Source organism: Arcicella sp. BE140 (assembly GCF_031456255.1).
GTDB classification, from domain to species: Bacteria; Bacteroidota; Bacteroidia; order Cytophagales; family Spirosomataceae; genus Arcicella; species Arcicella aquatica.
The window spans coordinates 139,636-153,881 of the sequence record NZ_JAVDUE010000005.1 but is presented as its reverse complement, the minus strand read 5'-3'; the positions used below and the strand labels follow the sequence as shown (position 1 = coordinate 153,881).

The 14,246-nt window shown below is 35.5% G+C and carries 8 protein-coding genes; 4 read left to right on the top strand and 4 right to left on the bottom strand.

From position 1 onward, the window contains the following. The first annotated feature begins 75 nt into the window (after positions 1 to 75). From J2Y60_RS10115 to J2Y60_RS10100, 4 genes are all read left to right on the top strand, one after another. Entirely contained in the window at positions 76 to 2,388 is a 2,313-nt protein-coding gene (locus J2Y60_RS10115) for a carboxypeptidase-like regulatory domain-containing protein (protein WP_309917189.1), read from the top strand. 6 nt (positions 2,389 to 2,394) lie between these two features. Next, positions 2,395 to 3,702: a hypothetical protein gene (locus J2Y60_RS10110; RefSeq protein WP_309917186.1), complete on the top strand. Its 1,308-nt coding sequence runs from the start codon at positions 2,395 to 2,397 to the stop codon at positions 3,700 to 3,702. Positions 3,703 to 3,706: 4 nt separating this feature from the next. Further along, on the top strand, positions 3,707 to 4,111 hold the full coding sequence (locus tag J2Y60_RS10105) for a hypothetical protein (RefSeq protein WP_309917184.1): 405 nt from the start codon (positions 3,707 to 3,709) through the stop codon (positions 4,109 to 4,111). Positions 4,112 to 4,467: 356 nt separating this feature from the next. Further along, the gene (locus J2Y60_RS10100; protein WP_309917181.1) at positions 4,468 to 5,028 is read left to right on the top strand and encodes a transcriptional repressor; all 561 of its coding nucleotides are present in this window, start codon (positions 4,468 to 4,470) and stop codon (positions 5,026 to 5,028) included. 66 nt (positions 5,029 to 5,094) lie between these two features. On the opposite strand, the gene J2Y60_RS10095 is transcribed toward J2Y60_RS10100, so the two are convergent. From J2Y60_RS10095 to J2Y60_RS10080, 4 genes are all read right to left on the bottom strand, one after another. Next, positions 5,095 to 6,033: a dihydrodipicolinate synthase family protein gene (locus J2Y60_RS10095; protein WP_309917179.1), complete on the bottom strand. Its 939-nt coding sequence runs from the start codon at positions 6,031 to 6,033 to the stop codon at positions 5,095 to 5,097. Positions 6,034 to 6,188: 155 nt separating this feature from the next. After that, entirely contained in the window at positions 6,189 to 7,739 is a 1,551-nt protein-coding gene (locus J2Y60_RS10090; RefSeq protein ID WP_309917177.1) for a sodium:solute symporter, read from the bottom strand. A gap of 168 nt (positions 7,740 to 7,907) precedes the next feature. Beyond that, a complete protein-coding gene (locus J2Y60_RS10085; protein WP_309917174.1) occupies positions 7,908 to 11,423 on the bottom strand; it encodes a malectin domain-containing carbohydrate-binding protein in 3,516 nt (1,171 codons plus the stop codon). Beyond that, entirely contained in the window at positions 11,423 to 14,239 is a 2,817-nt protein-coding gene (locus J2Y60_RS10080) for a glycosyl hydrolase family 95 catalytic domain-containing protein (RefSeq protein WP_309917171.1), read from the bottom strand. Before J2Y60_RS10080 ends, J2Y60_RS10085 begins: the two co-directional genes overlap by 1 nt. Positions 14,240 to 14,246: the final 7 nt, after the last annotated feature.

Sequence of the window (14,246 nt, the reverse complement as noted above, 5' to 3'; positions counted from 1 at the left end):
TGCAAATATTATTTTTATTTAGACTATTTCCAAATAAAAGTATAATTTTGTTGCACAATAATCCTAATCCAAAAAATGAGACTAATTTTCCTTTTTATGTTAATGGGCTTTCAGCTATTTGCTCAACAGAGCGTAGTAGATGGCGTAGTGAAAGATGCGCAAGGACAGACATTACCCTTTGCTACAGTATCGCTGAAGAATACGAAAAATGCAATTATTACCAATGCAGATGGCTATTACAAACTAACGAAGATTCCTCATGGTGAGCATATCTTAGTTTTTAGTGCTGTAGGTTTTCAGACCTTAGAACATAAGTTCACTGTAAACACTTCTTCTAAAACGATTAATATTCAATTAGAAGCATCGTCTAAAGAATTGGACGAAGTAACTGTCAAAGCAACTGCGCAAGCTAAGGTGCAAGAAACAAAACCGCTTAGTATTAAAAGCATTGAAATTAAAGATGTTGTTAATCAAACAGTTTTGCTAACAGACGTACTTGACAAAATTTCTGGCGTGCGTATCCGTAGGTCAAGTTCGCTAGGTGAAGCTTCCGATATTTCTATTAATGGCTTAAGAGGGAATGCTATTAGGGTATATATAGACGGCATTCCAATGGAGTTTATGTATCCTTCATTTGATATTTCAAACCTACCTTTAGGCAATATCAAGCGTGTAGACGTTTATAAGGGTGTTTTGCCTGTTGATGTTGGTTCTGATGCCCTTGGTGGTGGTATTAATATTATCACTGAACAAAAAGCCTACAATACCTTTAAAGCTTCTTATAATATTGCATCTTTCAATACTCATTTGACGGACATCAACCTTGGTCTAGCTAATAAAAATAATTATTTCTTGAATGCTTCACTTGGCTATAATTATTCAGATAATAATTACAAAATGAGGGCTTTAGTGTATGAAACTAACAAATATGAACAAGTAAAACGTTTTCATGATACTTATCGCTTTTTGTATGGTAGTATTACAGTCGGGACTCATAGCAAACCTTGGGCAGATGAATTTAGGCTTTCGCTTAATTTATCTGGAGGTGATAAAGAAATGCAGAATGGCGCAAGAATTACCAATACTGCTATCGGCGAAGCAAAATATACTGCCAGAAATTTATCTGCGGTATTAAAATATGAAAAGTCGTTCTCGAATGAAAAAATATTGTTGCGAACGCTTGGCAATTATACAGACCAATCTTTAAAATTTGTAGATACAACAGCCAACGTATATAGCTGGAGCGGTAGCATCGTTGGTAAAAACCAACCAGGCGAATATTATCTTGGAAATACTATCAATTATACACAGGGACTTACCAATAGAACTAGTATTGAATATAGAATCAATGACAAGCATAAATTGTTATTGTCGAACTTATATGCTCATCAAAAGTTAACTGGTATTGATTATTTGAAAGAAAGTGGTGAAAGAGACTATCTAACCATACCGCAGTATTTAACCAAAAACATTGCTGGCTTACAATATGAAGGGCTTTTCGGAGAGAAAACTACGTTATCGGGAGCCATCAAAAAATATGATTATATGTTGGATGGAGCAGAGAACAACACCTTTGCATTGGTTAAAAAGAACGGAAATTTCTGGGGTTGGAACATGGGTGCAAAGTATAACTTCAGTGAAAATACTTTCATGAGAGCCTCGTTTGAAAGAGGATATTTAATCCCACTTTTCACCCAATTTGTAGGAAATGGAGGCGATATTCTTAGAAACACGGATTTATTACCTGAAAGTAGTGACAACTTAAATATTGGTCTTTCTAATAATCATAAAATAGGCGACAACATTCAGGTAAGTACCTCATTAAGTGGTTTTTATCGCCAACAATATAATATCATTTATCTAGGAAGTTCAGTATTTAGAAGATACGAAAACGCTGACCAAGTTAGAACTTTAGGGGGTGAAGGAGATGTATCTGTTTGGTATAAAAGAGCCGTTAATCTGAAAGCAAACCTTACTATCCTTAGTAAAACCTTTACGGCCGTTTTAGATACACGCAATAATTATTTAATCGGAACGCCTTTCCCAAATTATCCAACAACGTTTGGTAATGTTGAATTATCATGGCAAAAAGCCAATTTTCTATCACCCAAAAACCTGATTCGCTTCTATACTTTTTATAACTATATCGGAGCCTTCAATCACATTCTAGTAGCAGCGAGCAATTCTCCGACAACAACCCCAGATGCCTATGTGCCCGTGCAGCATCGCATTGATTTGGGTTGTTCTTATAAATTAAGCAAACAGAATCTTACCCTATCATTCAATATTCAAAATCTATTGAATGCAGCACTTTATGATAATTTCTTGGTGCCTAAGGCAGGTATCAATTTTAACGGAAAACTAATTTACGAAATCAATAATTTTTAAATCCTTATGAAAACGAATAAACTATTACTTTCTGTTTTACTTTTTGCTTCAACTATCGCTTGTAAAACGGAAGAACCCTTAGTAACAGAGGAATCTAAATACATGGAAGAAGGCTATGTCCTTAGTACACTATCACAGTCTACGGCCAGCAATGCCTTTTATATTGGTCATTATTCCACTATCCCTGGTGATAATATAGATATGACGACAAAGTCTTCTTATGAGTATTTTTATCCTAGAGCTACTTGGAAAAACTTTATGTTTGGACAATCACTTAAAAATGAACAAACTCTTTCAAAGCAAGCCGTTTTGAAGTCAACAGGTTTAATGACCGAAGTTGCTTCTATTCCACTTTTAAGCTATGTTTGGGATGTTGAAATTATTAATGAAAACTTAGGTGTTTATACCACTGGTGTAAACCATTCGGTACATTTATTTAACCCAACCACTATGGAAAAATTGGGGGATATAGATATGTCAAAAGCGATGGATATTCCAGCCAACGATCGTAATAACTATAATACCATTATTTACAGAAAACAGGATAATAAGCTATTCCTTCCATTATATACTGACAATTCTAAAACTGGTAATTTTTATGATTCACAGAATGTATATGTAGAGGTAGTCAACCTGACAACTAAACAATGGGAAAAAACATTGACAATAGAGCAAGCAATGTATCCTATTTCGAGAGGTTTGGAAAATAGTATGGTTGATGAATCTGGTAATATTTATATTCTTACACAAGGTTCGTATGGGTTAGATAATCAACTTGGTATTAATGCCGCTAAACGTTCTCGTCCACAAATCTTGAAAATTCCTGCAAACTCAACTGAATTTGATGCTACTTATAAATTCAATCCTGTTGATGCTATTGGCTTAAATTCGCTATTGGTTCAGCTAGCAATGGGTACTATTTATCATGAAAACGGAATTGCTTTTGCAGCAGTGTCGGGTCAATCAAATTCTGCAAGGGTTCTTGAATTGGTTGGGAAATTAGCAAACGGTACTATTACTGCGGTAGAATATCAAGAATTATCAAATAGTGTATTCAATGACCCTGACCAACGTTGGGTAAAACTGGATTTGAATGCTAAAACAGCTACTATTATTCAGGATATTCCACTTACAGCCGCTTATGCTTATCCTTTTTCTTATAAATATGATAGCAAATTTTACTTCAATGTAAACAATGCAAATTTAGGATTAAACGGATATTACGTATATGACCCTATTACAGGTAAGGCATCAAAAGCTATCAATATTGCCAAAGGTGGAGTTGTAAATCATTTTATCAAACTGACCAAATAAACTAATGAACAACGCACAAAAAATAATAACTCTCTGGATACTATTCGTAGTATGCATGATTCTCCATTTTAACTACCATGTTGGCGAACTTTTTTATGGAATAGAGATTAAAAGAGCTAATGCAACGGGCGTTGTACCTCCGAGTGCTGCCATCATCAGATTTATCTTTGAAATTTTACCAATGTCGTTGATAACGTTTATTCTGTTTATCGAAAAGCCTATCATACGTAAAATCAATTTTGGCATTGCTGCAATCTTCGCATTGGCTAATTTGGCTCATTTAATTGAGGAATTTATGAGTCCTAAGTTAGATTTATCTCAGTTGAACTTACTAAGCTTTGTATTTATTAGTAGTTTATTGTTAACCTTAGCAAGTTGGAGATGGTTAAAAGAAGACTTGAGTGCTTAATATTGAAGTGAAAATTGTTTGTTTTGTTTTTCAGAAAGCCGTTAATTTAAAATAAGTCTAAATATTTTTTGTGGTTTATTTAGATTTAGTCTAATATTGCATAATAATTAAAAGACTTATTTTAATGAACGGTTTTTATAGCTGAATTATTCTAAAACCAATATTCATGAAAAAAACAACTTTCCGCTTACCTCTATTAAAAATTTGTATATGAACAAAATGCCCTTTAAAACCTAAAGGGCATTTTGTTCATCATTTTTGCTTTTTAGTCTAAATAAGGGTGTTTTATCATGAACAAGTATTGCAAATTATGGTGATTCTCAACTTACAATTTCATTAATGGATAGTCTATTACCTTGAATACATTCTTCCCTATTTTCCAAAAACAAGTAAGGATAAAAAATCAATACGCAAAAATTACTATGGCTCTCTCAAATTTAAATACTGTTAAAATCTTCTTTAAAGAATTTTTAGATGCTAAAGGCTATCGTAAAACACATGAAAGATTTACGATTTTAGAGCACATTTATGAAAGGAATGATCATTTTGAAGCCGAAGAACTTTTTATTGCCATGAAAGCTTTAAATTATCATGTAAGTAGAGCAACGGTTTATAATACCTTGGAGATTCTGGTTGAGGCTGAACTAATTATAAAACATCAGTTTGGCAATAAAATTTCATCAAAATATGAAAAAGCTTACGGCCGTCGACAACATGACCACGTAGTATGCACTGATTGCCAGAAGGTTACCGAATTTTGCGATCCAAGAATACAAAATATTCAAAATATGGTTGGTGAGTTTTTTAATTGTGAAATCCTTCATCATTCCCTTACTTTTTATAGCAAGTGTAAACAACAAGATTGTAGTGAAAAACTAAAATTGAATGTTAAAGAAGATAGAAAGAAAAACGAGTAATATAAATAATAGCATCTTTAAATCATTGAGTATTCCTACTTTGATTCAAAGATGCTTGGCAAAATTTTAATAATTTAAGGCTGGTTTTAAATCAAGTTCATCTTGCAAAACCCCATAATTATTGTACAAGTTTTCTATCTCTTTGGTAATAGTAGACGTAAACGTGCCTACTTTTCTACGGGTAAAAGTAGAAATATCTAACCCTCTTTTTTGAAGGAAATATTTTGAAACTATAGGATATACGTTGTGCATTACATCCATATTATCAATCAAAAATTGTTGTACACGAGCTACTTCTTTTTGCTGCAATACATCGTCATAATTATCACACAACCATACTATCAATTCAGGAAAATAATTTCCTTGTATACAGGAAAGGCCCGCCGAACCCGCTTTTAATGATTCAACGGCATGACCCATATAGGCATCATAAAGCCCGAATTTATGTCCTGCTGTTAAGTTTATTTTTTCTTTTACTTGAACAATATCCAGACAAGTATCTTTATGATAAATGACCCTTCCAGTCTCCACAAAATCTTTTAATTGGCTTGGAGCAAGTACTCTTTTATAGGGAACCGGACATTCATAAAAGCCTACAGGAATTGAATTTGTTTTGGCTAATAAAGAAAATACCCTCTCGTTGAATACTTCATCAGCTTCATTTTCATCTGCTAATAAGCTCGTTATCAAGATGACAGCTTCTGTCCCTGTATCATTTACTTTTTTGACAAAGTCTGCTTGCTTTTCGATAGCACCACCAAATGTTCCCGTGGCAACTACAGGTACGGCGCCGTTCACAACCTTAATTACGTGTTCGATTGACTGTATTCTTTCTTGATCTGAAAGCTCAAACATTTCACTTGAAAGACAATTGGCAAATAAACCACTTGCACCAGCCTCAAGATAAACTTCTGTTAGTTTTGTTAAAGCATCAAAATCTATATACCCATTGTCATTAAAAGGCGTAAGCATGACAGGGATAAATCCTTTTTTCGATTTTTCCATTTTTATTAAATTAGATAACCTGCTTTACCGATTCTTTTCAACAATAACATTGCTTATGATACACGAAACCCTTGAAAAAAATGGCACAGAGATATTGGGGGGTAAAACAGTATTGTTTACCCCAAAAAGTTTAAAGTGAAAAAAATATATTGTTTTTAACCTTGTTTTCTGTACTTAGTAATAAGAACTCCCGTGAGGAAAATGCTCAGCGTACCTATTACAATAATCATATTTTTATGTAGCGAACTTCTTAAAAAAGCATATTCTTCTGGAATACTTGAAGAGAAGGTCATCCAAACAATCACTAAAATGCCTACTATGGTAGCAATCAATGCTTCATGATTTTTGCTTTGGCGACTAATTATTCCTAATAAAAACAAGCCTAACATTCCCGCTGCAAAAATACCTGATAACTGCCACCATACATCCAACACACTCTTCACTCCTATCATCGCTATGCCCGTCCCCATTCCTAGTAAACCAAATACTACTGTTGCAATATGCAATATTTTCATCTGCTGTTTTTCGCTAACGTCTTTCTTGATATATCGCTGAAAAATATCAACAGAAAAAACCGTAGCCGATGAATTCATCCCTGAACTGATGGTACTCATTGCCGCAGACAAAATAGCTGAAATAATTAAGCCCATTAATCCTACAGGTATTTTTGTTACCATAAAATGTGGCATTACTTTATCGCCATAATCTGCTGGCTGTAAAGTTGCCATTATCGATTTAATCTCAGTTGCCGAAGCATTAGGAAAGCGTTCTACTGCTACTTGATGCTTGACGGCCTCAATCAATTCAGGATGTACTTGATAATAAGCAAACAAACACGCTCCTATTATAAAAAAAATCAAAGAAGCGGGTAAATATAACCATACACAAAGCCAAAGTGATTTGGAGGCTTCTTTCTCTGACGATGTTGTATGATAACGTTGTATATAATTTTGATCCATCCCAAAATTATTGAGGTTGATAAAAAAACCATACAACAAAACCACCCAAAACGACGACTGTACAAAATCAGGAGAAAAACTGCCTAAGCTAAATTTATGATTTACTTCGCCTATTTCTACGATTTTACTAACACCGCCCGGCATTTCATTAACAATCAGATAGAGTATTAATAATGCCCCAAATGTCTTAATAACTGCCTGAACCACTTCCGTCCAGATAACTGCCTCAATACCGCCTAACACAGTGTAAATAATAATACAAACACCCATTACTAGCATGATTAATTCCATAGAATAACCCGTTAGTGCTTGTAAGCTAAGGGCTATCCCAAAAAAGATAGAACCCATTCTAGCCAATTGTGTTAATAAAAAACACACTACCGCATAAGTACGTGCCCACGCACCAAAACGATGTTCAAAGTGGGTATATGCTGATACTTCGCCCGTTTTTCGGTAAAATGGCACAAAATATTTTGATGCTACCCACGCTGCTAAAGGCATGGATAAACTAAATACAAAGGCATTCCAATTACTCCCAAACGCTTTGCCTGGTACGCCTAAAAAAGTATTGCTACTCAGAAAGGTAGCATAGATAGATGCCCCTATTGCCCAACCTGGAATTTTTCCAGAGGCTGTTGTAAATTGCTCAGCGTTTTTATTCTTTCTTGAAAAATAAAACCCTACCAAAACCATTCCTATCAGGTAAATAATAATAATGGCTAAATCAAAAACTGGAAGGTTTTTCATGTATTCTAACTACGGGATTGTATGATTATAAAACTGTATTTGGTTCTATATTCAACAGGACAAATATACAGTAGTATTTCTCTGATTATTTATAGGATTTTTCTTTAGTATTATACGATATTATCTTGTTACAAGTTTTTGCAAAGCTTTTTTCGACAAATCAGCAATTTATTGCACATCAAGTGCATCAATGGACAGGTTTTCTGCATCTTCCGAGGTGAGTTTTAACTGATAAGTCCCCGCATTTATCATCGTTCCTGTACTAGTATTATAGTAACTCCATTTCCCTTTTTTAGAAGGAGGAAAAACAATCAAATCACCTTTTTTAATTACTGTCCCGTTGGTCGTCACCATATCAAGCCTAACTTTCAATGATTGTTCCGTAGGATTATAATACTTTATGGTTAAAGAATATGTATCTGCTACACCCACGGCAATCGTCCATTCCATCACCCCTGCGGAAGGCTTTTTGAAAGAAACTCGTTCCTTTTCCATTAAAAATTCTTTCACTATTCCTTCGCCTGATAATTGAGCATTAGTCGCTTTATAGCTCTTAATGGTTTTTAAATCATAAGCAGGTTCTATGGTACTAGTTTGGTTAATCATCACTAAATAATGTGGTGACTTTTCCGAATTAATACCTAGTGATAACTTCTCCCCTTTCAAAAAGCGTTTTCTCAATACTTTAAATGACACTCCATTTCGATAAGTGGTTTGTATCAAAAGTCCTGTTTCTTCAAAGCTAGCAAGCCACGCAGGTTTTTGCATGACTGGTTCAGCTATCGCCACAAAAACATCAACATTTTCGTTCACTGTAAAAGTAAGCTTTTCTGATGAATCATTTTTCGTAAACTGTAAGGATTCTGACCCGTATAAATTGGCTGGCAACGATACTATTTTCGCTTCGTCATCGGCATATACTTTGTCCCCAGTATCTAACCAATGCTGAATTGTACTTAAAGGTATTTCTTCAGATTGAATTAAACTCGAATTAGTAGCAGTTGCTTTTATTTTTTTATCTAAACTAGCTATCGCTATCGCTGAAATCAATGCTTGTCCAGATTTGATATTAGGGAATGAAATGACTAATTGTCCTCCTGATATTTTTACTTTAATGGTTTTCTTCAACGCTCCGTCGTGCCCAGCTTCTTTCCAGATGTCTAAATTTTCCAAGACAGTTTTTTCATTCACTGCTACATCAAACAAACGCCAGCCTGTACAATCCATTCCACCGCCAGCACCAAACCAAGGTTCAATAAAATATAACTCGACTAGGTATTCTCCATCAGGAACATCAAAATGATACTTTAATTTATCACGCCCATAACGAAAGGTCTGGAATAATTTCCAATCAGGCGTGCCTTTAATTGGGTCAAATGTTCTTCTTTGACTTGCAAAAAAATTAGGGATTCCCTCAAAATCATCCGTCCATGAACTAGAGCCCCAAGTATTTTTATTTGTCTTGTGCTGATCTGCCAACCACTTATTACCCTGCTTGTCCGTCAATCGATTTCCCCCACAATTTACTCTGTATAAATAATGATAACCTTTTTGAGAGTTTACTAAGTCTTGTTTCCCCTGATAAAGTACCTTAAAATGTGGTGCTTTTGGAAGATGATTTAATACGATATAATCTTTGGCAACGGCTTTTCCATTTACATAAGCAACGGCATACAACACATTGTATTGTATATCAACACCATCCCATTGAAAGTGAAAGCCTATTCCATTTCGTTTCCTTTTTCCTAAGGACACGTTATCAATATCATTAAATAATTCTACTTCATCAGCATTAGAATATACGACAATACTATCTTTTTTACCTGTAGTTGTCCAACGGTCTGGCCAAGTATGTGAGGCAATATATACCATAGGCTCTTTTGTTTTGGAAGCATAGTTTGCCCGAAACATATAAAAAACATCTAATGGTTCTTCCCACGGCGTTAATAAACCTTTGTAGTTGACAGGCCCAACACGGTCTAACTCACGTAGACCTTCCCCTCCTTGCACTCTTCCTGGGTTATCGTGTGAATTAAAAAGCCAAAAGAAATGACCTGTGGTTTTGTCTTTAGCAGCTTCCGCTAAACGTATCTTCAATTCCATCAAATTGGTCATTTTGTCTTCGCTAAAACCTTCATTTTTATGTAAATCCAAGGTTCGCCAAGCACCATATTCCCCAATAAGCACTTGTCTTTCTACATCCTGACCATATAAATTAGGGTCGCCACCATAAGTGCCTGTCCAGTTCTGTGGAACATCCCAATCAGTTCCTTTTCCTCCATTACAAGTAGTTATTTTCCGCTGCGAAGATGCTGTCGGGTCAAGTTGACGAATAATATCGCTACATTCTTTGGCAAAATCTTCTGGTAAAGTACTTTCATTTTCCAAACCCCAGAGTACTATAGAGGGACTATTTCTACGCTCTTTAATCCAGTCTTTTAAAAGTGTCTTGAAGTTTTCTCTAAAAGCAGGTGTATCGTACCACACATGAGCCGCCATTTGTGGCCACCAAAGGATACCTGATTTATCCCAATATTGTTGATAGTCTAAATTATGCGGTTGGTGAGCGTCTCGAAAAGCATTAAATCCTGCCGACTTGATTTGCTGTACCCTAGCATAAATTTGCTCTTTGCTAAAGGCGTGGCTATTCCCGATTAGGTGTTCATATTCTGCAATACCATTGATAAAAACAGGTTTTCCGTTCAATAAAAACTGTTTTGAGTCCTTTTTCCCAATAGGCCAACTGATGGTACGAATACCATAATCTGTTTTTATTTCATCTATTTTTTTCCCATTTTCAAATACACTTGTGCGTAATTGATAGAGATACGGGTCGGCTAAAGACCAAAGGTGTGGGTGATTGATGGGAAGAAACTGTTGGTTAATGGTAACAATGGTATTAGAAGTAACTTTCTCTTGCCTCTCTGCTTTTGTTATAGTTACACCTGTTTTATCGATTAGTTCATTCAGTATCGTAATCGTTGCCGATGCTTTTCCATAATTCTTAATCTCTGTTGTTAATTTCAGCGTAGCCGATTTTTCTGAAGCCGTTGAATCATTCCAGATATGAACACCAAAGGGTGCTATCCGTACTTCATTAGTAACGATTAAATGAACTGGTCGGAAAATACCCATCGGTTGTGAACCTTCAGAAAAACCTCGTTCAGGCGAGCATCCCCCACAAACCCAAGGTAAATCTTGGATATTAGCAGGATGGTCGGCACGAACAGCTAACGTATTTGCCTGATTATCAAGCAAAATATATGCTGTAACATCTAATGTAAAAGTAGTTCTTCCACCCGCATGCGTACCCACTTTTTTACCATTTAGCCAAACGGTGGCATAAGAGCTCACACCTTCAAAATATAAGAAAAAACGTTTACCTAGTTTCTGCTCTTTTATTGTAAAGTTTTTGCGATACCATGCATAACCATGTTTATTGCCGTGAAGCATTCGCCTATATCCTTCATATTGATCCCAATTATGCGGGACATTTACATTTTTCCATGTCGCGACTGAAAAAGTATTTTGCTCAAAATGGGCAAAAGCATTGGAAAGGGAATCGTTAGCTGTAGTAAACCAATTGTTATCTAATGAAATATCCTTGCGAAGAAATGTTTGTCCTTCGGAATGATGAGACAAGAAAAGTGTCAGAATTAAAAAACTATATATGAATATTCTCATTATTGCAACGCTCCATTAAATGTATAACTTTTACCCTTGGTGGTTTTAAAATCAAGCACTTTATCCCCATATCTCAAAGAGCATTTTTCTCCTGCTTTTGATAGTACTTTCAGACTTACCAACTTTCCTTCCTTCCATGTAAAATCTAATTCAAAGCCACCTCTGGCTTTAATTCCCTTTACAGTTCCTTCTTTTAAATCACTCGGTAAAGCAGGTAACAAATCTATATATTTTGTATGACTCTGGATGAGCATTTCGGCAATACCAGCAGCACCCCCAAAATTACCATCAATTTGAAAAGGCGGATGAGCATCAAATAAATTTACATACGAACCACCTGCTCCACTAGCTGGACGAATTAGCATTTTAATCATTTTCATGGTATGATCTCCATCTTTGAACCTAGCCCAGAAATTGATTTTCCAAGCCAAACTCCATCCTGTTCCTTCGTCACCACGATAAATTAATGATTGTCGCGCCGCTTTCATCATATCTGGCGATGTTTCCCAAGTAATGTCATTGCCGGGATGAACTCCCCATAAATGCGACACATGACGATGTTTGCTAGTGGTATCATCTTTATCTTCTAGCCACTCTTGCAACTGTCCGTATTTCCCAATTTGGTTAGGAGCTATCTGCTTATATTTCGTTAATAAAGTATCTCTGAAAGCCTTATCAATTTCCAATACTTCACTGGCTTCAATACAGTTTTTGAATAAATTTCGAATGATTTGATGGTCCATCGTAGGTCCCGCTACTAATCCACCATTTTCTGGTGAATTAGATGGAGTACTTATCAACCAACCCGTCTTAGGGTCTTTTACTAAGAAATCTACAAAGAATGCTGCCGCTCCTTTCATGATAGGATAAGCACGGTTTTTCAAGAAAGCTTTGTCTTGGGTAAATAAATAATGTTCCCACAGGTGCTGGCTCAACCATCCGCCACCACTCACCCAAATACCATGATTTGAAGCATTGATAGGGGCAGTTCCACGCCAAATATCAGTGTTATGATGCACCAACCAACCTCGAGCATTATAGTATGTTTTAGCTGTTTCAGCACCCTTTTTAGCTATTTCATCAATCATCTTGAAAAGAGATTCGTGCATAGGCGCTAGATTCAGTACTTCGGCTGGCCAATAATTCATTTCTGCATTAATGTTGGTAGTATACTTACTTCCCCAAGGTGGCGTAAGCAAGTCATTCCAAATACCTTGTAAATTAGCAGGATTTGTTCCTAATCTGGATGAAGAAATTAGTAAATACCGCCCATATTGTACATACAGTGCTGCAAAAGATGGGTCTGAATGATGTTGAAATTGTTGTATTCTCTCATCAGTCGGCAACTTGTCCATATTATCTTTTCCAAAGTCAATTGAAAAAGTATTGTAATATCGTTGATATTCTTTCAGATGGTTTTGCTTGATGGTAAGAAAGGCTTTTGGATTTATAGCGTTAAGTTGTTGGATGCTTTGAAGCCTCTTTTTACAAATTTCTATTGGATTGGCAGATGTATTTGCATAATCAATAAAATTGGTTGCTGCCACTAAATAAAGCGTTACATCATCTGATTGTTCAACTGAAATTTTATTGTCTTTTACACTAACTTTCCCATTTTTAGCAATAACCAATAGATTGCTTTCTCCTTTTAAAACTCCATTCCGAACTTTTACAGATAAGGATAAAGTATGATTATCTATGTTGTGAACTTCAAAATATTTATGCGGGCTTGTTAAGCTAGCCTCAAAGCTAATACTTTTCAACTGACTGGCTGAAAGATGTACTACTATTGCCTGATTGGGTTCACTGGCAAAATATTCTCTGATAAAATCTATTCCTTTTGAGGTATAGCTTGTTTTAGCAATCGCTTCTGATAGCGATAATTCTCTTTTATAGTTGTTATAGTTTTCAATTCCTTTAAAATCAAGGAATAAATCTCCAAAAGGTTGATAATCGGCTTGGTATTTTCCAATAGCAGGTGGCTCATCATTTTGAATAAAGTATTTCCAGTCTTTAACCAAAGATATTCTTTGGACACCATTTTCTCCTACTGGATAAATCCCGATATGTCTGGTAGTATCCTTATATCCTGCTATTCCTCCTTTATCAAAATAATTAATTACCTGAATAGCGATACTATTCTTTCCTACTTTTAATACTTCAGCAGGAATTTCATATTTTCTAATATCTGTGCTGTTGGTTGTACCAATTAACTTTCCATTTATATAAGTAAAATCATGGTCGCGAACTCTATTTAAATCCAATATCAAGTTTTTACCTTGCCAATTCGCTGGTAAATCAAAAGTAGTTCTAAACCAAAGTGCACCGTCTAATCCTTCCAGTCCTACTGTTTCCCAACCTTCATAAGTTGGTACTTTGATAGTCTTCCAAGCAGTATCATCAAATTTATCGTCAGCAGGATTTCCAGAAAATTCTTTTAATAACTTTAATCCCTTTAGCCAGTCTTCTCGTTGCCCTTCACTACTTTTTGTGCCCATGAATTTTTCTTGGGCCAATAGTTCAGCCTCTTTTTGCTTTCCTTCTTGTAATAATCGACGGATTTCTGCTAAGTGTTGTGATGCGTTTGGGCGATTATAATTCCTTGGTTCACCTGTCCATAATGTCTCTTCATTAAACTGTATCCTGTCTTTCTCTACTCCTCCAAAAACCATTGCACCCAATCCGCCATTTCCAATTGGTAAAGCATCCGTCCATTTTTCCGCAGGCTTTTTATACCAAAGTTTATAGGCTTGCGCATTGGTGAGCAATGGTAAAAAAATAAAAAGAAGGCTTTTGAGTAAAGAAGTAGATTTCATGATGAAT

Excerpts from the sequence above, each read along its gene's own strand:
- J2Y60_RS10115 (WP_309917189.1), top strand. The coding sequence starts at position 76 with ATGAGACTAATTTTCCTTTTTATGTTAATGGGCTTTCAGCTATTTGCT.
- J2Y60_RS10110 (WP_309917186.1), top strand. The coding sequence starts at position 2,395 with ATGAAAACGAATAAACTATTACTTTCTGTTTTACTTTTTGCTTCAACT.
- J2Y60_RS10105 (WP_309917184.1), top strand. The coding sequence starts at position 3,707 with ATGAACAACGCACAAAAAATAATAACTCTCTGGATACTATTCGTAGTA.
- J2Y60_RS10095 (WP_309917179.1), bottom strand. The coding sequence starts at position 6,033 with ATGGAAAAATCGAAAAAAGGATTTATCCCTGTCATGCTTACGCCTTTT.
- J2Y60_RS10090 (WP_309917177.1), bottom strand. The coding sequence starts at position 7,739 with ATGAAAAACCTTCCAGTTTTTGATTTAGCCATTATTATTATTTACCTG.
- J2Y60_RS10085 (WP_309917174.1), bottom strand. The coding sequence starts at position 11,423 with ATGAGAATATTCATATATAGTTTTTTAATTCTGACACTTTTCTTGTCT.
- J2Y60_RS10080 (WP_309917171.1), bottom strand. The coding sequence starts at position 14,239 with ATGAAATCTACTTCTTTACTCAAAAGCCTTCTTTTTATTTTTTTACCA.